Raw genomic sequence first — 25,098 nt, 5'->3', positions numbered from 1 at the left:
TATAGCGATGCAAGTATTATTAGTAGAAGATGATCAAACATTATTCCAAGAATTAAAGAAAGAATTAGAGCATTGGGACTTTTTTGTTACTGGTATAGATGATTTCAGTGCTGTAATGGAAATATACGAAGAAGCAAATCCAGAAATTGTAATTATGGATGTACAATTGCCTAAATATGACGGATTTTATTGGTGTCATAAAATCAGACAAATTTCTAATGTACCTATTTTATTTCTATCTTCACGTGATAACCCTATGGATCAGGTTATGAGTATGGAGTTAGGTGCAGATGACTATATGCAAAAGCCATTCCATACTAATGTATTAATTGCTAAACTACAGGCCATTTATCGTCGCGTTTATGAATTTGGGGCTGAAGAAAAGCGTACACTTAACTGGCAAGATACAATTGTGGATTTGTCAAAAGATAGTATTCAAAAAGGTGACAACGTCATATATTTATCTAAAACAGAAATGATTATTTTAGAAATGCTAATTCAAAAACAAAATCAAATTGTAACGAGAGATACATTAATTACTGCGTTATGGGATGACGAAGCATTTGTGAGCGATAATACGTTAACAGTTAACGTTAATCGTTTACGTAAGAAACTGTCTGACATCGATATGGACACGGAAATAGAAACAAAAGTAGGTAAAGGTTACATGGCACATGAGTAATTTGAAATGGTTTTGGTTATTTCTTAAAACACGAAGTAATTGGATTTTTTGGATTGTATTCTTGCATTTGATTTTATTAGGTATGGCTTATATTGACTATGATATTTCAATCGAAAGTGTAAGTTATATTGTTATGTTAAATTTAGGTCTTACGGCTATGTTTCTTATTTTTACTTTTTTAAAAGAAGTAAAACTTTATCAACACTTATATAATAATAAAGAAATTGAAGAAATTAAGCATAAAGAATTAGCAGAAGACCCCTTTCAACGTGAAATGGTTAACTATTTGTATCGTAAATTAACAAATCAGAAAGAACGTGTAGTTGAGCAACAATTACACATTCAAGCATCTGAGCAGTCATTAACAGAGTTTGTGCACGATATTAAAACACCTGTTACAGCAATGAAACTATTAATTGATCAAGAAGAAGATGTTGATCGTAAAAAAGCACAACTTTATGAGTGGTCTCGTATAAATGAATTATTAGACAAACAACTTTACTTAACACGTTTAGAATCTAAAAACCGTGATATGTATTTTGAAAAAACACCACTTAAACGCATTGTTATAGAAGAAATTCAATTAACGCGACATATTAGCCAAGCAAAAGGGATTGGTTATGATTTAGATTTTGATGATCATTTGAATGTGTATACTGATGTGAAATGGTGTCGTATGATGATTCGACAAATTTTGTCGAATTCGTTGAAATACTCACAGGGTCAAGATATTGTTATTCGTTCTTTTGAACGTGATGGTCACGTGGCATTAGAAATCAAAGATTTTGGAAGAGGGATTAGTAAAAAAGATTTGCCACGTATATTTGAGCGAGGCTTCACTTCAACGGCTAATCGTAATGAGACAACATCCTCAGGTATTGGTTTGTATCTAGTATATAGTGTCAAAGAACAGTTAGGTATTGAGGTAGAGGTTGATTCAACGGTTGGTGAGGGTACAACGTTTGTATTAACATTACCAAAACAAAATGAAGTTACTTCACGCTTGTCATAAGTGACAACACTGTCATTTAAAATTAGCAATTTGTTATCAAAACTTCATTTTTTAATAATAAATAACCTATATAATGAAACAGACCAAAAGCGTAATATTCAATATTAAAGTTGAATCATAGATTTATGAAGTAATGAGGTGAGTAAGCAACGTGGCAATTTTACAAGCGAAACAAATAGCCAAAACATATGGTAGTCAACAAACTGAACAAGAAGTATTAAAGAATATCGACCTATCTATTGAAGCAGGAGAGTTTGTTTCTATCATGGGGCCTTCAGGGTCAGGCAAGACAACGTTGTTAAATGTACTAAGTTCAATCGACTATTTGACGCATGGATCGATTATTTTAGGAGATCAACAGTTAGAGAAGTTATCAAATAAAGCATTGTCCGAAATAAGAAAAAAAGAAATTGGTTTTATTTTTCAAGAATATAATTTATTGCATACTTTGACAGTTAAAGAAAACATTATGTTACCGTTATCTGTTCAAAAACTAGATAAAAAAGAAATGAATGAACGTTATGAACGTATCACAAAAGCGCTTAACATCTATGATATTAGTGATAAATATCCATCAGATATTTCAGGAGGTCAACGCCAAAGAACATCTGCTGCTCGAGCGTTTATAACATATCCTAAGATTATTTTCGCGGATGAACCTACAGGTGCTTTAGACTCTAAAAATACGCGTGATTTATTAGAACGCTTTCAAAAGATTAATGATTTGTATCATGCAACAATAGTGATGGTCACGCATGATCCGTTAGCTGCAAGTTTCTCAGATAGAGTGATTATGTTAAAAGATGGCCAAATTTTCACTGAATTATATCAAGGGGAAGATGATAAACAAACGTTCCATAAAGAAATATTGCGAGCACAAAGTATATTAGGTGGAATGATATATGAGTTTTAGTCACATTATTTGGAAGAATTTTCAGCAGAATCTCACACACTATGCTATTTATATTTTTTCGCTCATTTTAAGTATCGTCTTATTCTTTAGTTTTATTACAATTAAATATGTACATCATTTACATGTGCATCAATCACTTTCTATGATAAGACAAGGCTCTCAAGTTGGGAGCTACTTTTTATTCATCATTATTGTCGTCTTTATTTTATACTCGAATATGCTGTTTATAAAACGACGTAGCTATGAATTTGGTTTATTACAAACAGTAGGTTTAGATCGAAAAAGCATCATTTATATGCTAATGATTGAACAGTTTTTCATCTTTATTATAACTGCTATATTAGGTGTTATTATTGGCGTTTTAGGTTCTAAAATTTTATTAATGATTGTGCTTAAACTATTAGGCATACATACGTCGGTATCTTTTATATTTAGCTTCCAAGCTATTGCACAGACATTATTTATTTTAGTCGTCGCGTACATCTTCATCATTATACAAGCTACGATTTATTTATATAAAACGTCTCTTAAGAATTTGATGACATTTGATGAAAGTATTGACGATAATAATGTCAATATTTCAATCGGTGAAGTCGTACTAGGTATTTTAGGCATTGCATTCATCTTAACAGGGTACTATTTATCAACGCGTTATATAGAGGTAATCGATGATATAGTCATGCCTTTTGTTATTTTATTTTTAACTGTGATAGGTGCTTATTTCTTCTTTAGAAGTACAGTTTCCCTTATCTTGAAGATGTTTCGTCATTTTAAAGGTGGAAATGTTACTGTTAATGATGTTATTTTTACATCGTCATTAATGTTCCGTATTCGGAAGAATGCCTTTTCATTAACGGTTATGGCAATCATTTCAGCAATTACTGTATCGGTATTATGTTTTGCGGCAATCAGTAGAGGTTCACTTAGTAACGAAGTATTACTAGAATCTCCGCATGAAGTAACATTAAAAAATGAGAAACTTGCAAATGAATTAGGGTTTGAATTAGAACGCGAACATATTCCTTTTAGTTTTGATTATAAAGAAATTGTATATTCTCATTTATATAAGGATCACTTATTTGATACGAATCAAGCACACCCTTATGTTGTTAGTATAACAAGTGCAAGTTTCTTTTCGAATATTTCTTTGGAAAAGGGACAAGCTAACTTAATTATGCCAGAAGGTTTAATACATGACTTAACCAATCATAGAGCGAAGGGTAAAGCATCTATAGGTACGAAAAAGCATCATGTTAAAATTAAGTTAAATAAAGTGATGAATAAAATTTACTTTAAAGAAAGCATTGATTTAGGTGGTCCTACACTCGTTTTAAACAATGATGACTATAACTATTTAAAAGCACATTCAAAAAGTAAAAATGTGGTATCTCAATATGGTTTCGATTTAAGACATAATAAAGATATACCGAGACTAGAAAAAATTACTAGCAACCTAAATGGTAATGTACAAACACGTAGTGAAGTCATAAGTGAAATTTCTAGTTTAACGGGCATTTTATTATTTGTAACATCCTTCCTTGGTATCGCATTCTTAATTGCTACCGGTTGTATCATTTATATAAAACAAATAGATGAAACTGAAGATGAATTAGAAAGTTATTCTGTTTTACGTAAATTAGGATTTACACAAAAGGATATGTCAAAAGGCTTAAAACTTAAAGTAGCCTTCAATTTTGGTTTACCTTTAATTATTGCATTGTTACATGCTTACTTTGCTTCATTAGTGTTTATGAAGATAATTGGCTTTGATAATGAACAACCTATTTATGTTGTTATGGCTATTTACACCCTTATTTACAGTGTTTTTGCTATCATTGCATATAATCATTCTAAACGTACAATTAATCATTCAATTTAAGAAGATGTTTAGTTAATATTTCGTGTTTGTAAAGAATTTGTAAATGCAATTGTAGTTATGTAAATTTTGTGATATTTTCAAGTAGGGACAAATTAAGTAATGGAGTATTACGTAAAATTCAGTAAAACATTATATTTACATAAAATTTACAAATAGTCAGAAAATAGGCTTTTGAAAAGTTCTTATTGTAAATGTATTCTTTAGCTAAAGTTGTCTTACAAGAAAAAATTAACTATGTGATTGTTATCAATCGCTATAATGGAGGCTTTATAATGTTTACTAAGAAAAAGGATAAGTTCATGGTTCAATTAGAAGAAATGGTATTCAATTTGGACCGTGCAGCAGTTGAATTCGGGAAAATGGACTTCAATACGCATTTAGATTTAAAAGCTTATTCTGACAATATTAAGACTTATGAGTCACATGGTGACGAATTAATGCATCAAGTGATTACAGATTTAAATCAAACATTTATTACACCTATCGAACGTGAAGATATTTTATCTCTATGTAATGCAATTGATGATGTACTTGATGCTATGGAAGAGACTTCAGGCATGTTTGAAATGTATTCAATCGAATATACTGACGAGTACATGGCAGAATTCGTTGACAATATTCAAAAAGCTGTAGCAGAAATGAAATTAGCTGTTGGTTTATTAGTAGAGAAAAAATTATCACATATGCGCATTCATTCAATTAACATTAAAGAATTTGAAACAAATTGTGATGGTATTTTAAGACAATCAATTAAACACATCTTTAATAGTGAAACAGATCCAATCACTTTAATTAAAATAAAAGATATTTATGAAAGCATGGAAGAAATCGCAGATAAATGTCAAGTTGTAGCAAATAATTTTGAAACGATTATCATGAAAAATAGCTAAGGGAGTTTTAATTTATGGAATATGTAGTAATTATCACTATAGCTATCGTTATATTTTCTTTAATCTTTGACTTTATCAATGGTTTCCATGATACAGCCAATGCGATTGCTACAGCAGTATCGACGCGTGCTTTAACACCTAGAACTGCCATTTTCTTAGCAGCTATTATGAACTTTGTTGGGGCTTTAACATTTACAGGTGTTGCCGGCACAATTACGAAAGACATCGTCGATCCATTTAAATTACATAATGGCTTAATCGTCGTATTAGCCGCTATTTTAGCAGCAATTATTTGGAATTTAGTAACATGGTTATATGGTATTCCAAGTTCTTCATCACACGCATTAATTGGTTCTATCGCTGGTGCAGCGATTGCGGCTCAAGGCTTTAGTGTACTTCATTATCAAGGTTTCACTAAAATCATCATCGTATTAATTATTTCACCGATTATTGCATTCTGTGTAGGTTTCATTATGTATACAATCGTTAAAATTGTGTTCAAAAATGCTAACCTTACTAGAGCCAATCGTAACTTCCGATTCTTCCAAGTATTTACTGCAGCATTACAATCATTCTCACATGGTACAAATGATGCGCAAAAATCAATGGGTATCATTACATTGGCTTTGATTGTAGCAAATGTACAAGATCCTTCAAATGTTGAACCAGCACTTTGGGTTAAAATGGCCTGTGCAACGGCTATGGGTCTTGGTACTGCTATTGGTGGTTGGAAGATTATTAAAACAGTGGGTGGAAACATTATGAAAATTCGCCCAGCTAATGGTGCGGCAGCTGACATATCTTCAGCTTTAACTATTTTTGTGGCATCAGGATTACACTTCCCATTATCTACAACACATGTTGTATCATCTTCAATCCTTGGTGTTGGGGCTTCTAACCGAGCTAAAGGTGTTAAATGGAGTACAGCACAACGTATGATTATTACATGGGTAATTACATTACCGATTTCTGCTTTATTAGCAGCAGTAATTTTCTGGATTATGAATATTTTCTTATAGAAAAGATATAGGTTAAATAAAATGCTAGCGATGTAACTCGCTAGCATTTTTGTGTTGCTATTAATACATAAAAATAAATCCCAAAATGAACTTTAAGCAAAGTCATTTTGGAATTGCTGTATTTAAATTATATAGTATATTTATTAATGAATGAAGTTATAACTAGAAACAACTGATGCAGGAATTGTACGCGTATTTGTATTGTAAGGACCATTTGCGTAATTCATTTCTGATACTAAAATACTACCATCAGCATTAACACGCTCAACATATGCTACATGTCCATAATAACCAGTTGTTGTTTGCATAATCGAACCAACTGATGGGTTATGGTCTACTGTATAACCGTCAGCAGCTGCGTTACCAGCCCAGTATTTTGCATCTGACCAGTAAGTACTAATCGGTAAACCAGCTTGAGCACGACGATCAAATACATACCAAGTACATTGACCAGTAGTATATAAATTTTGATGACTAAATGTTGGGCTAGAGTAACCACCACTACCGCCACCTGTATTGCTTACATTAGGATTTGTTTTAGTTGGTGCAACTGTTGTAGAATTACTTGGAATTTTTAATTGTTGGTTAGGTGTAATTAAATAACCATTTAAGTTGTTGGCTTTCATCAATGCATTAACGTTTACGCCGTATTTGTTAGCGATTGCGTATAAAGAATCACCAGATTTAACGGTATACGTTGATGAAGATGAAGTCGCATTTGAACCTGTACTTGATGTGCTATTACTGTTGCCCCCAATAGTAAGCACTTGTCCAGGGAAAATGAAATTGTTACTAAGGTTATTATTTTTTTTGATACTATCTACGGATGTATTATATTTATTTGCGATGCTCCAAAGTGATTCGCCAGATTTAACAGTATGCTGTGTGGATGCTTCAGCATGGTGGTTAGAAAATACTGCGACTGCTCCAGATGCAACAGAAACTGCGACTGCTAACTTTTTCAAACTTGATGTCCTCCTTGAAACTATTTATTTTAATTAAATAGAATTTATTTTCCTAAATTCTTTATTTACCTTTTATAAATTCATTCACATATATCACGTATTTATACTAACAAAAAAGAAGGATAATGTGGGTGTTGTTATTATCTTGTAATATTATTAATATTTTGCCTGTTTTTTGTAAAAAACTTTGAAACGTTGGCACACGTGACTTCAAACTATATCAAAGTAATATATTTCAATTTTAAAAGAATAAATCTGTAATATTTTGTGACATCATCCTGAGGTGAATGATAGGTATTTTGAGTTTATAAATGGCTCAACCATAGGTTTTATAGTTGTAAGAAATCTAATTGCGATAAATTATATTTGCGATTGAAATAAGTGTAAGAACAAGTTGATAATAATGTTTAAATCAACTAATAATCTTTAAGGTCAACTTTTTGAAAAAATAAAAGAATAAGTTACAATCAAATTGACTACTCGCGAATACATAAGGAGGGGATAAGTTTATGGTGCATTCTTCAAATACAACATCACACACATCGTCTAATAATACAGCTCATGACAAACAAAAATCTCATGCCTATGCTAAAGTATGGTTATTTTTCATGTATTATTGGATCATATTTGGAATAGGTTGTTATTTTGGACAATATTTACCACTGGAATGGAGACGTCTATTATCAATAGCATTGTTTGTGCTTATATTAGCAACGTTATTTATTCAACGCGCACGTAAATATGGATTGGTCATATCACATATATATGCCATTATAGTGGGGCTATTATCATATGCGACGTTTACAACGTATATGCAAAACTTAGGACCAGAAGTATTTTATAAAAATGTTTTATTAGCCATAGGTGCATTTATTGTTTTTGGGTTATTAGGCTATTTTATTATTAATGATGCTTCTAGTATTGGTAAATATTTATTTGTGGCCTTAATCGCATTAATTATTGGTGGATTAATCGGCATGTTTATTCATAATCCAATTTATCATACGGCAATAACGATTATAGGATTGCTATTGTTTTTACTATATACATTGTATGATTTTAATCGAATGAAGCGAGGTAACTTTTCACCTCGAGAAATGGGCTTTAATTTATTTATAAACTTATTAAATATAATAAGAGATGTATTAAGACTTGCAAATCGCTTTAAAAATTAAAAAAGAACACATATAATGAACTATTATATATTTGAGATGTTAACGAATTGTTTTCAATTATATCCATCACATAAAGTAATGCTTAATGAAGCGAAGTTACTTTATTAAAAGATGAAGGCAATGACGTGACATCTTTTTTTAACCCATTTGAATAGGAAAATAATAAAAAAACGAATTTAATTTATATAAATTTGCATTTTTGATTTGTCATTAATGTTGTGGTAAATTTACATTTACACATTAAAACAATGTCACATTCCTAATGCATAAATACGTACAACTAAAAGAGAGGCTATCATGAATAGAAAGAGGTTAACCAATGTCTAATGCCTACTTCCACATATTAACTAAACATGAATATAAAATGACACGTTGCCAAGATGGAATCATTCTGCTATTTCCTATTGAAGGACAACTTAAAATTCAACATTTTACTAAGTCCGTTTCAATTAAGAATGACATTTACATTATTAATAATACTGATATTTTTTCAATAAAAGAAAATAGTAAGACAATAATGCTATATATTGCGAGTGATTGGTTTAGAGATGAAGGATTTGACTTCTTCGACTATAAATATTCAACAAATGTGGTTAAGTCAGTCAATGCGATCAAACGGTCATTGCTCCAACTTGCTGTAAATCATTTGAATGTAGCTTCTGAATCGGAAGATGCAAAACATATTATTGAAATAGCCAATATCTTAGGAAAAGAAGGTAGTATTGAGAAGATAATCGCAAATAATCAATATAATTTCTCTTATTATGGAGAATTAAGTCAAATTTTAGAATATATTAATAGTAATATTACTAAAAAGCTTACGTTAAAAGATATCTCTGCAAAATTGTATACATCTAAATCTAATTTATCAGCACAATTCAATCAATTACTACATATGGGCTTTAAAACGTATGTTGATACACTTAAAATAGCTAATTCATTTGAATGGTTATTAACTACTGATAATACGATTAGTTTAATAAGTGAAAAAGTTGGTTTTAGTAATGCGTCAAGCTACTCAAAAACGTTTAAAACTTATGTTGGACTAACACCTAACGATTATCGTTCCTGTGATAAGCATGAAAAAATGATTCTTATGGATTACGAGAATCATATTGATGATAGTATCGACCATATTCATCATATTGTTGAAAGTAAACAGAGTTATTATCAACGACTAACTGAACATAAAATCTATGTGGATTCTAAAATAGAATCAACGGTTAATCCATATCACTTAGTCGTACAAATTAACACGATTGAGGAGATAAAATTATTATTTTTGAAAGATTATGCAAGACCGCTTTATGAAGATAATTCGACATTGATGTTTTACTTAAAAGTAGATATGCGCGATATTAAAAGTCGAATGACTAAATTAGAAAGACAGCAATTATTTGAATGCATTATAAAGAATAACTTAAATGTAAGTTTTAGATTAGAAGATTTAAGTTTGACCGATTTTTTGGAGTCAAATTATGAAGATATCGTAGAGTATTTCAAGGCACATCAAATTCCGCTACAAGGTGGACAAGAATTAGGGCTTGTTTTTGATTTAAAAGAAATTAATTTGAAAGACATTTATAGAGTGATTTTAAAAATTCAACATAAAACGCAGCGATTTTCGTTTGGTTTAGAAATTAGTGAATTGTTAAATAATCCAGTATTATTTAAAACGTTAGAGTCACAGATTAAACGAATTAATTTTAAGTTTTTATATATAGATAATGCGAATTTAAAAATGCCATACTTAATAGAACAAAATGAACATTTATTGGTTAAAAATATTTTACGTTATCAAAATATACGAGAAATATTAAAACAAATTGATTTAGAAGAGCAAAAATTTATATTTTTAAACTTTGAAAATCACAAATTCTTAAATAATAAATATAATGATTTGAACAATAGTGCGCCTTTACTCATTGAAACGTTAGTCAAAACTGCTTCTTATTTTAATGGTATCGGTTTTAATTTTAAAAATAATGCGAGTTTATTTAATGCATTACATATTTTCGATAAAAATGGCTTTAAATCCATTTTAGGAACGATGATTGAGCAACTGTTAAAAATTAGTTTGAAGCCTAAATTAATAAATGAAAACTATATTATTATTGACGACGAAAATAAATATTCTGTTTTTATTTATGATTGGAGAGTACTTGAAAGCGAATCGAAAGATATTGATTATGATCAAACCGATGTTTATATTGATTTTAAAGATGAACAATTGAAAGATAACTATCTCGTTAAAATTCAACTTATCGATGATTATCATGGCAATATCAATCATGTGATTTCGCAAAATATACGTGAAAAATATGAATGGACAAATCAATTTTTAAGAAAAATGGATTATTTAATGCATCCAAGTTATCGAATTATTGAACATGACTTCAAAAGAGAGCCTTTAAAAATTCATTTGAATTATAATGCTTTATATATAGTTAAAATTTATAAAAAGGAAGAAAAATAAGCGTTGTACAACAATATTTGTCTTTGTTAGTAAATCTAACAAAAATTTCAAAACAAAGTTAAAGGACAGGCTTTCAAATATAAAGGATAATAGTAAGTAAGTTGTCTGCTTATATTTGGAGGTGCAAGAAGCATTGAACAATGAAAAATTGAATAAATTGCTAGAATTCTACAAACAATATAAAGCATTGTCGGAATATATAGATAAACAATATAAGTTGACATTAAATGATTTAGCTCTATTAAAGTTAGCTCATGAACATATCGCGGACGAACAAATGTTAATGCAAAACTTTTTAAAAATTGCAATAAGCGAGTTGGATTTAAGTAGAACTAAATTGTTAGTTTCAATTCGACGACTTATAGAAAAAGAAAGATTAAGTAAGGTTCGATCAACTGAAGATGAAAGAAAAATATATATCTACATGGATAAAACAAATATTGAAAAATTCGATGCTTTATTTAATGATGTTGAAGAATTTTTAGACATTTAATTAAAAATTAATGGGAAAGTAAAGGATCTGGGACGATTGTCTCAGATTTTTTACTTTCTTATAGCATTTGTCTTTTTGTATATTTCGCTATAAATAAATGACTGTCTTTTTTGCTCAGATTTTATATTCATTTTCAAATATAATAAATGTTTTACTTTTAAAATGAAAAAATTTATCACTTTAGACAATGTATTGAGAATGCTATATAATAAGGATTATTGAGTATGAAAGCGAGATGACAATATGGGACGTAAATGGAACAACATTAAAGAGAAAAAAGCCCAAAAAGATAAAAATACTAGTAGAATATATGCGAAATTTGGTAAAGAAATTTATGTAGCAGCTAAATCAGGTGAACCTGATCCAGAAGCTAACCAAGCATTAAGATTAGTACTTGAAAGAGCTAAAACATATTCAGTACCCAATCACATTATAGATAAAGCGATTGATAAAGCCAAAGGTGCTGGCGAAGAAAACTATGATCAATTGCGTTATGAAGGTTTTGGTCCAAGTGGTTCAATGATTATTGTTGATGCCTTAACAAATAACGTTAACCGTACTGCTTCAGATGTAAGAGCAGCATTTGGTAAAAATGGCGGTAATATGGGTGTATCTGGCTCAGTTGCTTATATGTTTGATCATACTGCTACTTTTGGTATTGAAGGTAAATCAGTTGATGATGTCCTAGAAACCTTAATGGAACAAGATGTTGACGTTAGAGATGTTGTTGAAGAAGGCGACATTACAATTGTTTATGCTGAACCAGACCAATTCGCACAAGTTCAAGATGCTTTACGTCAATCTGGCGTAGAAGACTTTAAAATTGCTGAGTTTGAAATGTTACCTCAAACTGATATTGAATTGTCAGAAGAAGACCAAGCGACATTCGAAAAATTAGTCGATGCACTTGAAGAACTCGAAGATGTACAAAACGTCTTCCATAATGTGGACTTAAAATAATGACAATGACTGCAGATTACTGGATTAAACATCTCAATCTCACACCACATTCAGAAGGTGGCTATTTTAAAGAAACAATCCGAGAAGAAACAGATGAGACGCAACGTGCGCCATTTAGTAGTATCTATTTTTTATTGAATACCGGTGATATATCACACTTTCATCGAATTGATGCTGACGAAGTTTGGTACCATCATGCAGGTGAATCCTTAACCATTCATATGATTACGCCACAGGGAGATTATCAAACTGTGCAATTAGGTAATTCAATTGAAAATGGTGAGGTATTGCAATATTTGGTGCCTAAAGGTACTATTTTTGCTTCAAGTTTAACTGATAGAGAAGGTTATAGTTTGGTTGGATGTATGTGTCAACCAGCATTTGAATTTAATCACTTTGAATTATTTACTCAAGATGAGTTATATAGTATGTATCCTCAACACGAAGCGATTATTAAACAATATGCGTTAAAAAATAAATAATGATAAACCTATTAAAAATAGCTGTAAAGATATCTATATATTCGATATGTCTTCACAGCTATATTTTCGTATTAAATAAAATATTTATAATGACTTACTTTGATGTCAATTCATCACGTTACTATCTGTCTTCATTTATGAAAACATAATTATTTCGCACCACCTAATAAGTCATTTGCTAATTCTACAACATATGATAATTTAGCCCATTGTTCATCTTCGGTAAGTTGGTTTCCTTCTTCAGTAGAAGCAAATCCACATTGCGGACTCAAACAGATATGTTCTAAATCGACAAATTGTTGTGCTTCTTTAATACGTTGTTTAATCAATGCTCTATCTTCAAGCTTAGGTGTTTTAGAAGTGATTAAACCGAGTACGGCATATGCGTCTTTATTAAAATAACGTAGAGGCTCAAAATCACCAGAGCGATCATCATCATATTCTAAGAAGAAGTCATCTAGGTGTTCTTTAAAAAGATAAGGCGCAATGGCTTCATAACCACCTGAAATGGCCCATGTTGATTGATAATTACCACGGCAAATATGCGTCGTTAAAATTAAATCATCTGGTAATCCTTGAACTGCATCATTCACTACTTTATAGGCTAACTCACGCGCATGAACTTTCTCTTCATCTGTACGTTGACGGCCACGTACTTTTTGACTGCCTTCAGTCAAACCAGCCCAATATACATCATCAATTTGTATGTATCTTGCACCTAAATCATAAAAATGTTGCAACGATTGACGATAGGCTCCAGAAATATCATGAGCAAAATCTTCAATATTTGGATAAATGTCTTCGTTTAATATGTTAGGGTGAAATAATTGGTTTGGGCTTGGAATTGATACTTTTGCGGTAGCACGACCATTCACTTTGTCATATAAGAACTTGAAATGGTCAAAGTGAGGATGGTTAGGATTATACTTAACTTTATCTACAATTTTCACATTATGCGGACGTGTTTCTACACCTTCAAATTCTAAACCATGATCAGGCGTATATCCTTGTACCCCATCAATATTTTCTAAGAAGTCAAAGTGCCACCAACTTCTACGAAATTCACCATCTGTAATGCTATGTAAACCAATCTTCAGTTGTTTTTCAATAATGCGTTCAATTTCTTCATCTTCTACTTGTTTGAGTTCAGTAGCACTGATTTCGTTATGATTATATTTTGCACGTGCTTCTTTTAATCTTTTTGGACGTAAAAGACTTCCGACATGATCTGCTTTAAACGGTCTATTAGGCATTTTCATTACCTCGCTTTATTTAGAATTTTCTGACAATATAAAATTAAATTATCAAATACGAGTATTTTTGTCAATTTTCCCTAAAAATTGAAGAGATGTAGTAAAATGAATATGAAAAAAATTTAGTTATTATGTGCGTATTACAAACAAGTATGACTAAAGATGACATCAATAGGTCAGTTTAATATAATAATGACAAGGAGTTGGTGGCTTTATGAAAATCAAATATATAGATAAACGTCACTGGCGTCGCCTAATTGAACGTGATTATATAGAAGTTAAGGTAAATAATAATAGATTTAAGGGTATTATTGGCTTGGTCACGATGAAAAAGGTACGTGAACCTTTAGAGGTGACGGTAGTAGGCCAGAATATAATTGTTGCCAATGACAATTATCAATGGTTACAAATTTTGCCGGAAAAGAAACGTTATAGCATTACTGCTATGTTTGATGATAAAGGTAATCCATTGGAGTACTATTTCGATATCAATATTAAAAATATTACGCAAAAAGGGAACGCTCGAACATTAGATTTATTCTTGGATGTACTTGTGTTACCTTCGACTGGAGAATACGAATTAGTTGATGAGAATGATCTAGAACTTGCCTTGAAAAATGGTCAAATCACTAAAAAGCAATATCATGAAGCATATGTGATTGCGCATCAATTAATGATTGACATCAATGAGAATTTCGAAGATGTGAATAGTCGTATTATGTATTGTTATAACAAAATGGTAAGTAAGTTGAAGAAACCTAACTACAAAAAAACATATAAGAATCATATGCAAAATCATAAAAACTGGCATAAATAGTGTTTGCTAAAGAAAAAGAGAATGATATTTAAAATGATGATATCTAGCATTTAAACTAAATGTCGCTATCAATATTTAATATGAGTTAGGAAAGAGTCGTATTATGTATAAATGAAGATGCCAGTTACATTCATGTTAAAGTGGTTTATTGATCTGTCGTACTTATAGACATGGATATACATAAGTAGGGGGAAACTATGAAAATTGAAGATTATCGATTACTTATTACTTTAGATGAAACAAAGACGCTACGTAAAGCAGCTGAAATACTGTATATTTCACAACCAGCTGTAACGCAACGTTTGAAAGCAATTGAGAATGCGTTTGGCGTGGATATTTTTATTCGAACAAAGAAACAGTTGATTACTACAACTGAGGGTGCCATGATTATTGAACATGCACGCGATATGTTAAAGCGTGAGCGTTTGTTTTTCGATAAAATGCAAGCGCATATCGGAGAGGTTAATGGTACGATATCAATTGGTTGTTCATCCCTTATTGGTCAAACTTTGTTACCTGAAGTTTTAAGTTTGTATAATTCTCAATTTCCAAATGTTGAAATCCAGGTGCAAGTTGGCTCTACTGAGCAAATCAAAGCAAATCATAGAGATTATCATGTCATGATAACACGCGGTAATAAAGTAATGAATTTAGCTAATACACATTTATTTGATGACGATCATTACTTTATCTATCCTAAGGAAAAACGTGATGATGTATCAAAATTACCATTTATAGAGTTTCAAGCTGACCCAATTTATATTAACCAAATTAAGGAATGGTACAATGAAAATCTTGGTCGCGACTACCATGCGACGATTACGGTTGACCAGGTAGCAACATGTAAAGAAATGTTAGTCAGTGGCGTAGGAGTAACCATTTTACCTGAAATAATGTTGAAGAATATAGATAAAAATATGTTTGAGTTTAAAAAGGTTAATATTGACGCTCAACCGCTTATCAGATCGACTTATATGAGTTATGACAGTAGTATGTTACAGCTCCCACAAGTGGAATCTTTTGTTACGTTGATGCTTAATTTTATTCGATAATAGTGTAGAGATTTTACAATAATATAGAGAATAGAGGTGAAACGATGTTTGTAGCACTATTGCACATCAAAAACTATAAATTATTTGTCGTAAATATGATGCTTTTAGGGATGGGTATTGCAATCACAGTACCTTATTTTGTTTTATTTGCAACGAATGAATTGGGTATGTCTACGAATCAATTTGGTATTTTATTAGCTTTAGCAGCGATTAGCCAATTTACTGTGAATTCTATCGTAGCGCGTTTTTCAGATACGCATCATATTAATAGGAAGATACTTATTATTAGTGCACTCATGATGGGTGCGATAAGCTTTTCAATATACTTTTATATTCATAACATCTGGTTATTTATTATCGTTTATGCTATTTTCCAAGGGTTATTTGCACCAGCAATGCCTCAGTTGTATGCTTCCGCACGGGAGTCGATTAATGTCTCTTCTTCTAGAAATAATGCTAAATTTGCCAATACAGTTTTACGTTCAATGTTTTCATTTGGTTTTTTATTTGGGCCATTAATAGGTGCGTATTTAATACAATTTATGGGTTATGCAGGATTATTCGGTGGGACTGTAGCAATCTTACTATTTACGCTTGTCTTGCAAATATTTTTCTATAAAGATTTAAATTTATCTCCTAAAGAGCAAGTGGGGGGAACGACTAATATTGAAAAGACAGCACCTAATATGTTGAAAGATAAAACATTATTTATACCATTTATTGCCTTTATTCTATTACACATTGGTCAATGGATGTATACAATGAACATGCCTCTTTTTGTGACAAATTATTTAAAAGAACAAGAAGGATATGTCGGAACTTTAGCAAGTCTTTGTGCTGGTTTAGAAGTACCGTTTATGGTTATTTTAGGTATGTTATCTGCGAAGTTATCTACACGTACACTTTTAATTATTGGAGCAATTAGTGGTGGTGCGTTCTACTTTAGTATTGGCGTATTTGAAAACATATATATGATGATGGTGGGCCAAATTTTCTTAGCGCTATTTTTAGCTATTTTATTAGGTTTAGGTATTAGTTATTTCCAAGATATTTTACCAGATTTCCCGGGTTATGCTTCCACTTTGTTTGCCAACGCGATGGTTGTTGGTCAATTGTTAGGAAATTTACTAGGAGGCGCAATGAGTCACTGGGTTGGTTTAGAGAATGTTTTCTTAGTCTCAGCAACATCTATATTCTTAGGGATGATTTTAATATTCTTTACGAAAGATCAAAAATTTACTGAAGCGGATGTGAAAGTGAAGTAATGTCAATTGTTTTATGGATATTAATAATATTAGCATTTGTTCTAGCATTTGTAGGTTTGATTAAGCCAATTATTCCATCACTGTTAGTATTATGGATTGGATTTTTAATATATCAATGCGGCTTTCACGATAAAGGGTTATCATGGATATTCTATGTAGCAATGATACTATTAACTATATTTATTTTAGTTTCTGACTTTGTAATGAATAAATATTTTGTGAATCGCTTTGGTGGTTCTAAGTTAGGTGAATATGCTGCTTTGATAGGTGTGATCGTTGGCTGTTTTGTCTTGCCACCGTTCGGTATCATTATCGTGCCATTTATAGCTGTTTTCATTGTTGAATTGATTCAAGATTCTAATATTGAAAAGGCTTTGAAAGCTAGTGTTGGATCAGTTGTGGCATTTTTAGCAAGTACAGTTGCACAAGCAATAGTTATGTTGATTATGGTGATTTGGTTCTTTATAGACATTTTACTGTAAGTACATGACTAAATGTTTCAGTTGGTGACTGAATTGTTAAATGGAATATAACTCGCTTTTTTAAATCAAAATACGTGCGTTAATAATTGAGTTATTACTGAAATCTTAAAAGTGTTTATACAACTAAATCAAAAAAGAGGTGAGACAAAAAAAATATAAAAATGTTATTTTGCAAATTCGCAGTAGCTGACTGAACTGAAAATGCGCTTAAATCAAGCTTTTTTCAGTTCTAGTCATCCTTGCGGGGGTGGGACGACGAATTTAACAAGAATTCTGTCCCACTCCCTTTTAGCATTATCAAGTTTTAGGATAGAATCATTCAAGTTATATGGGTGTTATTAATAAGCTTTTTAAATTTATTACAACATAGTATTTGAATTTTTATTTACAAAATGATGTTCAATGTAAAAAGCAATCGGTGTGATAATTAATGAAATGATAATGAAAGCCCAATTACTAATAGAAATATATGGACCAAAAGCCAAAAATGACTGTGGTATGAAAAAGACATAAAATAAAGCCACTAATAAAATAGCTATAATAAAATAATTAATCCCCCAAATCCAATGGGAATTATTAAAACTTTGTAGTTGGACCGTTTTAAAAATCACTAAGATGAACATAAAGATGATGAATAAACCAGCAATTACAGTTACTGGGAAGGTATATAGATATACTTCATTATTATCTCCACCAATAAAGAAACCAATGAATCCTTTAAAAAAGCAAAAAATGCCAATTAAAAAAATAAAATTCCTAAAGATATACTTAAATATATTAGGGAAGGTTTCATTTGGTAATGATTTAATTTCTTTTTCGGCATGTGCCTGAGGATCATGATTGAAAAATTCTAATGCTAATGTACCATTATTTTCAGCAGCTAATAATTTCTTTAATATGCGACTTAACATCACTTCGCTATCGTGTGGGTTCACACGTAAATCAGCACGCACATAAGTCATATAATTCTCGAAGATTTCTCTATCTGTATTATTTAAGCGCAATGATTTTACATTATTTTCACGTGCTAATTTCGCAGTGGACTTCATATGCTAGGCTCCTCAATTTAAATATTTTTTATAATTTTAAAATAATAGATTATTATATGTTAAATATGGATAATCATATCATAGAAACAGTAAGAATATAATGATTAAAATAGAGGCTTAAACAATGAGAAAATTAACTATTAAAGATAAAGAATGGATAGAAAAGATAGCTAGAGTTCACGAGTATTATTTAGAACAACGTGAAATCAATTATCATGCGACACGGATGTCGATGGCTTTACGCCAAGAAATGATATTACGACGTTTATCTTATAGTGAGGACGTTATTTTAATAGAAGATGATGGACTGTCTCAATTAATTGCTTTTATATGGGGACATTATAATAGAGACTTTGAAACAGTAATTATAGAAATGCTTTATACGGATCCTTATTTTCGTGGAAAAGGATACGCGAAACAGTTGAAATCATCAATAGAACAATGGGCAGTTAAACAAGGAGCTTTATCCATAGAAGGTACAATTGATGCGCATCATACGCACTTGATTGAAATGAACCAGGTGCGAGGATATGAAGTAAGTCATGTTAAAATGGGTAAAGACTTGAGGTAATAAAATGATTAGGGCGTTAATTCGTGTTAAAATAATAGTACTGATTTGTATTTAAAGGAGAAAAACATGAAAAAATGGTTAGTACTTTTACTGTCTGCAACTATCATGTTGTCTGCCTGTGGTAAGAGTGACGAAAGGGCATCGTTAGAAAAAGACATCAAGCAATTGCAAAAAGAAAATGATGACCTGAAAAGTCAAAAGAAAGATTTAGAGAAGAAAAAAGAAAAACTTAATGATCAACGAGAAAAACTACAAAAAGAGGTAGATGACTCTGTAGCAACAGAATCCTCTAAAGATGATGCTAAAAATGAAGAAAGTAGCGATGATGACAGCGATAAGTCTAATCAATCGTCAAATAGCTCAAATCATTCAAACAACACATCAAATAGCTCATCGAATAGTTCAAGTAGCTCAAGTAGCTCGAATAATTCAAATGATTCAAATCGTTCTAGTGATGGGAATGACTCAAGTTCAAATGCATCAAATGAACAATCAAATAGCAATACTATGAATGGAACAAATCGTTCTGAGTCAAGTAAAGAGAATAGTACAAATAGTAATGGTAATTCAAATCAACAAACCAATGCTAATCAATCATCACAAACCAGTAACTAATAAATGATAATAAAGAAATTCTTATTCACTTTCAAGCTTGACTACATTAAGTTTGACTGAAGGAAATGAAGGGTAAAACCTATTCAAATACAATTTGGATATGATCATTACATATTCGGATAAATAGATTAGCTACAATAAATTATAAAGTAAAAATACTGTATTGGAGAGATGACAAATGCATGAACAAGACTTCCACATTTTAGAAGGTCGCGAAATAACTTTACCAGAATTAGGACGTGAAATTGAAAATATAACAGGGCGTACAATTGTAGATTCAACTGGTGAAATTAAACGTGTTGTAGCACATTTACCAAATTTTGAATCAGACACAGATACATTTGTAGCTACTTTTAAATTAAATCATCGTAATGATTTTGTAGATGCAACTTTTATTGCACCAAAAGATCAACGTGACCGTTTAAAAGAAATACCAGTACACATTAAACTTGTTAGCTATATATCTAGAGGTTAATAGGTTGTTTAATCAAATTTAATTAAAGATTAAAGTGTGCTATGGATAATCTGCCATATCGCACTTTTTTAATAATTGTATTTTCTCTGCAATGGAGTGTTGATTATGGTCGTTTATATTGAAACTGAAAGATTGAAGTTACGTGATTGGGAAGAAGCAGACTTACTCCCTTTTCAGAAGATGAATGCTAATCCACAAGTAAGACGTTATTTTCCAAGTTTATTAAGCTATCGTCGTTCTGAATTAGATATGAATAAGATGGATAGTATTCTGAAAGAAAAAGGAATAGGTTTATTTGCGGTGGAATTAAAAGAAACAGGTGAATGGCTTGGTTATATTGGGGTGAATTATCTGCCGGAGGATAGTAAATATCCATTTGATGAACTTCCTTTATACGAAATTGGATGGCGACTTATTCCAGAAGTCTGGGGAAATGGACTTGCTACTGAAGGCGCAACTGCTGTACTGACATTTGCGAAAGATAAAGGGATTGAAGAAGTGTATAGTTTTACCGCTGAAAATAACTTACCTTCAAGAAAAGTGATGGAAAAACTTGGTATGACATTTTACGATAATTTTGAATTACCTGAGTTAAGTAAATATCATATGTTAAAAAGACAAGTGCGTTACTATAAAAAATTATCCATATAATTGAAAAAAGCGACATGCTACTAGAAATAATCCATTAAAAGTTAAACACTAACTGATGTAATGACTTAAATTTCTATGTACGTGTCGCTTTATTAGTTTAATCATATGTACGAATGCCTAGAGGTTTATAATTCAGTAGACCTTCAATTAAATCTTCTTTAGTATCATATAACGGTGCAAGTTTTCTATATTTTTCATCAATAAATCCTTCTTCAATCATGCTATTAATTAACTGTTGAAGTGGTTCGAAGAAACCGTTCAAGTTGAATACACCGATTGGTTTTTGATGTATACCGATTTGAGCCCAACTATATGTTTCAAAGAATTCTTCAAGAGAACCAGCACCACCTGGAGCCATGACAAATGCATCGGCAAGTTCAGCCATTTTCTCTTTACGTTGATGCATAGAATCAACAAGTATGAGTTCGCTCACTTTTTGACTCGTAATTTCTCTTTCATCTAACATCTTTGGCATTACGCCAATGGCATGTCCACCATGATCTAGCACACCATCTTGAATGGCACCCATAATACCTACAGAACCAGCACCGAAGACTAGTTCATATCCTTGTTCGGCCATATACTTTCCTAACTCATAAGCTTCTTTGACATAAATAGGATTATTTCCTTTACTGGCACCACAATAAACTGCAATTCGTTTCATTCGTTATCCTCCTTAAGCTGGTGAATGATCTTCTCAAATGATTGTTTGAAATGTTGCTTATCTTCTTTTGAAAATGGGGGAGGCCCTTTGTGTCGACCGCCTTGTTTTCTAATTTGTGCATTATTATAACGCTGTTGAAGTAACATATCTATAGTATTGTTATTATAAATGCGACCTTTATGATGCATTACCACTTTGACTTTTGAAAGTAATAAACTAGCGAGACCGTAGTCTTGTGTAATGACTATATCATCTTTCGAAGCAAGCTGTACGATTTTATAGTCAACAGCATCTGGACCATCATCTACATAGACCGTGTTAACATGTTCGGGATAATGTTTATTCGAAAAGTGACTAAAACTACGTAAAATCGTAACAAAAATGCCTGTGCCAGTAGTTAATTCAATTACTGAATCAACTACCGGACAAGCATCCCCGTCAATTAAAACTTGAGTCATGATAGCTTATGCCTTATTGTTATCTTCGATTTTATTTTGAGTAACAACGCTATTTGCATCATAGTCTTTTAATTTTTTCATTTCTTTAATACGTGATTTTTCTTCTTGTTTTTGAACTTTTTCTTCTTCTTTGTGACGTTTATCAATATTCTTTTGAAGTTTTTTGTCTAGTTTATTAACGTCTTTTTTATTCTCTTTTTCTAATTTTTCGCCTTTTTTCTCAGTTTCATCGTCAAGTTTACCTGGTGTTAAACCAACTTTTTCTTGATATTTTTGTGTTTTTTTCATATCTTTGATGCGTTGTTTTTCATTTTTTTCACGTGCTTTTTCTTCTTCTTTATGACGTTCATCAATATTTTTTTGAAGCTTTTTATCCATTTTGTCTGCTTCTTTGCGGTTTTTCTTAGCTAATTTTTCGCCTTTTTTCGCAATATATTCTGGGTCATTTTCTTTAGCGATTTTTTTAAGTTCACGTTTGTTATCATATTCTTGTTTTTTATCACCAAGATAATCTTTAACATCAGAAGCTTTACCAGCAATCGCGTGACCTGCATTTGAAGTTGCATTAGATGCTTTTTGAACCTCAGGATGAGATTTAATACGTTTACGTTCTACTACTAGTGGCACAATAATGATTGGTAAAACATTAATTGCCGTTTTAATGATTTTCTTTTTGTCCATACTCGTTGCCTCCATTAGATTTACTATTTCTCTTCATTACCCTATGATACATGATACTAAACGAACGGACTAGCTTGAACGCTTATATCAAATGTAATAAGTTATATGCTCGTAATAGAAATAAACAGTCTTTTAAAATATTAAAAACGTCGCCAAAGATTAAATCTTTGACGACGTTTAAAAGCTAAATGCCAACACTGAAATAGTTAATGATTAACTTGTAATTCCTTTACCAATACCAAAGCCAAAGTAAAGAATTGCGATGAAGATAACTAATATAATTCTATAGATAGCAAATGGTATTAATTTAACTTTATTAATTAAGTGTAAGAAAGTTCTAATTGCGATTAAACCTACTATAAAGGCAGCTAAGAAACCGATTAAGTAGAATGGAATATGCGCAAGTTCAATATATTGATAGTTTTTCAATAATGAAAGTGCACTTGCAGCTAACATAATTGGCACTGACATGATGAAAGTAAAATCAGAAGCTGATTTATGGTCTAATTTCATTAATACACCAGTTGAAATAGTTGAACCTGATCTACTAAATCCAGGCCACATTGCTATAGCTTGTGAAATACCAATAACAAAAGCTTGTACGTAATTAATTTGGTCTACTGATTGGTGGCTTGGAAGTTTTTCACTGTATTTATCAGCAATAATCATATAAATGGCACCGATGAATAAGCCAATCATAACAGTAGGTACACTAAATAAATGTTCTTCAATGAAATCATCAAATAGTACGCCTAGTATACCTGCAGGAATCATACCAACTAACACGTGTAATAAGTTTAAACGACGTGGTTTAGAACGAAATTCTTCACTTACAGAAGTGTTTTTATATTTACCAATATGTAACATTTCAAAATAGCGATCACGGAATACCCATGCTGCTGCGAATACAGAACCTAATTGTATTACAATCTTAAAAGCAAATGCGGAATGGGGACCTAAAAATTCTGTTGATTTTAGCCACATGTCATCAACAAGAATCATATGACCAGTAGAAGAAACTGGCGCAAATTCAGTTAATCCTTCAACAATACCTAAAATCAGGCCCTTGATAAACTCGATAATAATCATAAGTAACCTCTTTCTTTTATTCTTAAAATTTAAAATATTGTAGTCTTAAAATATGTTGTTGTTAAAATTTACTTTATTATAATATCACATTAAATTGAAACATTGCTAACGATATTAAGCGTAATAGTCAAAGTCAAAATTTAACATTATAAATAATGAAATTAAAACAACTAAATTAGGCTTAAATTTAGTTCCAAATTTAAATATATGAAACAGGCTACATATTAATGTACTAATCATCGTTAGCTTGTTACAACAGACCTCAGAATGAGATTAAAGCTACTTGAACAGAGTAAAGTTAATCAATTGTATAGTATTATCTAATAATAATATAAATTCATCTTCGCATATAATGATAGTTTATATAATATTGTATATGTAAGTTTATAATAAACGGGGGATTATATGAATAATTCATCAAATCAGATTGTAAAAAGTTATTCAGAATTTTGGACACGCTTTTTAGATGTTAAAGGTCGATCAAATAGACCAGATTTTTGGCATCCATTTTGGATTAATTTTTTAATTTCATCATTATTAGGTATATTCTCAGCAGGGACGTTAAGTAGTGTCTTTGCAATTATCATACTGATTCCATCATTTACTGTTATGGTTAGACGTTTACATGATACAAATCGCACAATGCTATTAGCAATTGTTGCACATATAAGTGGATTTATTACTTTAGTAGCATCTATTTCTTTCATCTTAGCAGTCATTGTTGTAGTGGCTAATACAGAGAGTCATGGATTATTGGGAGCCACTTTAATGGCTAGTATATTTGGTACTGTTGTCGCAGGTATTGTAACCCTTTATACATTATATGTTCTTATAGCTTCAGGTAATAAAGAGCCTAATCGATACGGTAATGGTGGAAGTTGCGTTGTTAACACTCAAAATGACAAATAAATTCATGCAGTAAAAATCTTTACCTCAAACCATAATTTAGACAAACGTTTTCTGTAATAAAAAATACAAACGTCATTAGATTAGATTTTTGAATACCTGTGGCGTTTGTAGCAGAAAAGTT

Annotated in this window: 27 protein-coding genes; 20 read left to right on the top strand and 7 right to left on the bottom strand. The window is 31.1% G+C overall.

Annotation, left to right across the window (positions count from 1 at the left end; all coding sequences use genetic code 11):
- Positions 1 to 7 precede the first annotated feature (7 nt).
- The 6 genes from HYI43_10370 to HYI43_10345 all read left to right on the top strand — a co-directional run bounded on the left by HYI43_10370 (position 8) and on the right by HYI43_10345 (position 6,395).
- Complete coding sequence (locus HYI43_10370; protein ID UDI78941.1) at positions 8 to 682, top strand: response regulator transcription factor; 675 nt, start codon at positions 8 to 10, stop codon at positions 680 to 682.
- Positions 675 to 1,694, top strand: coding sequence for a sensor histidine kinase (locus HYI43_10365; GenBank protein UDI78940.1), 1,020 nt, complete (start codon positions 675 to 677; stop codon positions 1,692 to 1,694). Before HYI43_10370 ends, HYI43_10365 begins: the two co-directional genes overlap by 8 nt.
- A gap of 151 nt (positions 1,695 to 1,845) precedes the next feature.
- On the top strand, positions 1,846 to 2,607 hold the full coding sequence (locus HYI43_10360) for an ABC transporter ATP-binding protein (GenBank protein ID UDI78939.1): 762 nt from the start codon (positions 1,846 to 1,848) through the stop codon (positions 2,605 to 2,607).
- Positions 2,597 to 4,486, top strand: coding sequence for an ABC transporter permease (locus tag HYI43_10355; protein UDI78938.1), 1,890 nt, complete (start codon positions 2,597 to 2,599; stop codon positions 4,484 to 4,486). The genes HYI43_10360 and HYI43_10355 overlap by 11 nt, the downstream gene beginning before the upstream one ends.
- A gap of 272 nt (positions 4,487 to 4,758) precedes the next feature.
- Complete coding sequence (locus tag HYI43_10350) at positions 4,759 to 5,376, top strand: DUF47 domain-containing protein (GenBank protein ID UDI78937.1); 618 nt, start codon at positions 4,759 to 4,761, stop codon at positions 5,374 to 5,376.
- Between the two features lie 14 nt (positions 5,377 to 5,390).
- Positions 5,391 to 6,395: an inorganic phosphate transporter gene (locus HYI43_10345; protein ID UDI78936.1), complete on the top strand. Its 1,005-nt coding sequence runs from the start codon at positions 5,391 to 5,393 to the stop codon at positions 6,393 to 6,395.
- Between the two features lie 143 nt (positions 6,396 to 6,538).
- On the opposite strand, the gene HYI43_10340 is transcribed toward HYI43_10345, so the two are convergent.
- Positions 6,539 to 7,360 carry a LysM peptidoglycan-binding domain-containing protein gene (locus HYI43_10340; GenBank protein UDI78935.1) on the bottom strand — a complete coding sequence of 274 codons (822 nt, stop codon included), beginning with the start codon at positions 7,358 to 7,360 and terminating at the stop codon, positions 6,539 to 6,541.
- Between the two features lie 509 nt (positions 7,361 to 7,869).
- On the opposite strand from HYI43_10340, the gene HYI43_10335 reads away from it, so the two are divergent.
- The 5 genes from HYI43_10335 (at position 7,870) to HYI43_10315 (ending at position 12,946) form a co-directional block, all read left to right on the top strand.
- A complete protein-coding gene (locus HYI43_10335; protein ID UDI78934.1) occupies positions 7,870 to 8,535 on the top strand; it encodes a Bax inhibitor-1 family protein in 666 nt (221 codons plus the stop codon).
- 319 nt (positions 8,536 to 8,854) lie between these two features.
- Positions 8,855 to 11,011: a helix-turn-helix transcriptional regulator gene (locus HYI43_10330; GenBank protein ID UDI78933.1), complete on the top strand. Its 2,157-nt coding sequence runs from the start codon at positions 8,855 to 8,857 to the stop codon at positions 11,009 to 11,011.
- Between the two features lie 133 nt (positions 11,012 to 11,144).
- A complete protein-coding gene (locus tag HYI43_10325; GenBank protein ID UDI78932.1) occupies positions 11,145 to 11,504 on the top strand; it encodes a MarR family transcriptional regulator in 360 nt (119 codons plus the stop codon).
- A gap of 243 nt (positions 11,505 to 11,747) precedes the next feature.
- Positions 11,748 to 12,464 (top strand): YebC/PmpR family DNA-binding transcriptional regulator, encoded by a 717-nt coding sequence (locus tag HYI43_10320; protein UDI78931.1) that lies wholly within the window; start codon positions 11,748 to 11,750, stop codon positions 12,462 to 12,464.
- Positions 12,464 to 12,946, top strand: coding sequence for a cupin domain-containing protein (locus tag HYI43_10315; GenBank protein ID UDI78930.1), 483 nt, complete (start codon positions 12,464 to 12,466; stop codon positions 12,944 to 12,946). Before HYI43_10320 ends, HYI43_10315 begins: the two co-directional genes overlap by 1 nt.
- Positions 12,947 to 13,095: 149 nt before the next feature.
- Here HYI43_10315 and HYI43_10310 read toward each other — a convergent pair whose 3' ends face one another.
- A complete protein-coding gene (locus HYI43_10310) occupies positions 13,096 to 14,199 on the bottom strand; it encodes a 5-methyltetrahydropteroyltriglutamate--homocysteine S-methyltransferase (protein UDI78929.1) in 1,104 nt (367 codons plus the stop codon).
- Positions 14,200 to 14,413: 214 nt separating this feature from the next.
- On the opposite strand from HYI43_10310, the gene HYI43_10305 reads away from it, so the two are divergent.
- The 4 genes from HYI43_10305 (at position 14,414) to HYI43_10290 (ending at position 17,815) form a co-directional block, all read left to right on the top strand.
- A complete protein-coding gene (locus HYI43_10305; protein UDI78928.1) occupies positions 14,414 to 15,016 on the top strand; it encodes a DUF402 domain-containing protein in 603 nt (200 codons plus the stop codon).
- A gap of 197 nt (positions 15,017 to 15,213) precedes the next feature.
- Positions 15,214 to 16,068 carry a LysR family transcriptional regulator gene (locus tag HYI43_10300; GenBank protein UDI78927.1) on the top strand — a complete coding sequence of 285 codons (855 nt, stop codon included), beginning with the start codon at positions 15,214 to 15,216 and terminating at the stop codon, positions 16,066 to 16,068.
- A 44-nt stretch (positions 16,069 to 16,112) separates the two neighbouring features.
- Complete coding sequence (locus HYI43_10295; protein UDI78926.1) at positions 16,113 to 17,333, top strand: sugar efflux transporter; 1,221 nt, start codon at positions 16,113 to 16,115, stop codon at positions 17,331 to 17,333.
- Positions 17,333 to 17,815 carry a DUF456 domain-containing protein gene (locus HYI43_10290; protein UDI78925.1) on the top strand — a complete coding sequence of 161 codons (483 nt, stop codon included), beginning with the start codon at positions 17,333 to 17,335 and terminating at the stop codon, positions 17,813 to 17,815. Before HYI43_10295 ends, HYI43_10290 begins: the two co-directional genes overlap by 1 nt.
- Positions 17,816 to 18,174: 359 nt before the next feature.
- Here HYI43_10290 and HYI43_10285 read toward each other — a convergent pair whose 3' ends face one another.
- Positions 18,175 to 18,864: a DUF1129 family protein gene (locus HYI43_10285; protein UDI78924.1), complete on the bottom strand. Its 690-nt coding sequence runs from the start codon at positions 18,862 to 18,864 to the stop codon at positions 18,175 to 18,177.
- Between the two features lie 124 nt (positions 18,865 to 18,988).
- On the opposite strand from HYI43_10285, the gene HYI43_10280 reads away from it, so the two are divergent.
- The 4 genes from HYI43_10280 to HYI43_10265 all read left to right on the top strand — a co-directional run bounded on the left by HYI43_10280 (position 18,989) and on the right by HYI43_10265 (position 21,176).
- On the top strand, positions 18,989 to 19,435 hold the full coding sequence (locus HYI43_10280; GenBank protein UDI78923.1) for a GNAT family N-acetyltransferase: 447 nt from the start codon (positions 18,989 to 18,991) through the stop codon (positions 19,433 to 19,435).
- Positions 19,436 to 19,501: 66 nt separating this feature from the next.
- On the top strand, positions 19,502 to 20,050 hold the full coding sequence (locus HYI43_10275; GenBank protein ID UDI78922.1) for a hypothetical protein: 549 nt from the start codon (positions 19,502 to 19,504) through the stop codon (positions 20,048 to 20,050).
- Between the two features lie 178 nt (positions 20,051 to 20,228).
- A complete protein-coding gene (locus tag HYI43_10270; protein UDI78921.1) occupies positions 20,229 to 20,525 on the top strand; it encodes a hypothetical protein in 297 nt (98 codons plus the stop codon).
- A gap of 105 nt (positions 20,526 to 20,630) precedes the next feature.
- Complete coding sequence (locus tag HYI43_10265) at positions 20,631 to 21,176, top strand: GNAT family N-acetyltransferase (protein ID UDI78920.1); 546 nt, start codon at positions 20,631 to 20,633, stop codon at positions 21,174 to 21,176.
- A gap of 97 nt (positions 21,177 to 21,273) precedes the next feature.
- Here HYI43_10265 and HYI43_10260 read toward each other — a convergent pair whose 3' ends face one another.
- From HYI43_10260 to HYI43_10245, 4 genes are all read right to left on the bottom strand, one after another.
- Positions 21,274 to 21,840, bottom strand: coding sequence for a TIGR00730 family Rossman fold protein (locus HYI43_10260; protein ID UDI78919.1), 567 nt, complete (start codon positions 21,838 to 21,840; stop codon positions 21,274 to 21,276).
- The gene (locus HYI43_10255; GenBank protein ID UDI78918.1) at positions 21,837 to 22,298 is read right to left on the bottom strand and encodes a YaiI/YqxD family protein; all 462 of its coding nucleotides are present in this window, start codon (positions 22,296 to 22,298) and stop codon (positions 21,837 to 21,839) included. The genes HYI43_10260 and HYI43_10255 overlap by 4 nt, the downstream gene beginning before the upstream one ends.
- Positions 22,299 to 22,304: 6 nt before the next feature.
- On the bottom strand, positions 22,305 to 22,979 hold the full coding sequence (locus HYI43_10250; GenBank protein UDI78917.1) for a hypothetical protein: 675 nt from the start codon (positions 22,977 to 22,979) through the stop codon (positions 22,305 to 22,307).
- A 213-nt stretch (positions 22,980 to 23,192) separates the two neighbouring features.
- The gene (locus HYI43_10245; GenBank protein UDI78916.1) at positions 23,193 to 24,068 is read right to left on the bottom strand and encodes an undecaprenyl-diphosphate phosphatase; all 876 of its coding nucleotides are present in this window, start codon (positions 24,066 to 24,068) and stop codon (positions 23,193 to 23,195) included.
- A gap of 405 nt (positions 24,069 to 24,473) precedes the next feature.
- On the opposite strand from HYI43_10245, the gene HYI43_10240 reads away from it, so the two are divergent.
- Positions 24,474 to 24,977 (top strand): DUF805 domain-containing protein, encoded by a 504-nt coding sequence (locus HYI43_10240; protein ID UDI78915.1) that lies wholly within the window; start codon positions 24,474 to 24,476, stop codon positions 24,975 to 24,977.
- Positions 24,978 to 25,098: the final 121 nt, after the last annotated feature.

The organism is Staphylococcus taiwanensis (assembly GCA_020544305.1).
GTDB classification, from domain to species: domain Bacteria; phylum Bacillota; class Bacilli; order Staphylococcales; family Staphylococcaceae; genus Staphylococcus; species Staphylococcus taiwanensis.
The sequence above is the reverse complement of the archived record's forward strand: the minus strand, read 5'-3'. Positions and strand labels throughout refer to the sequence as shown.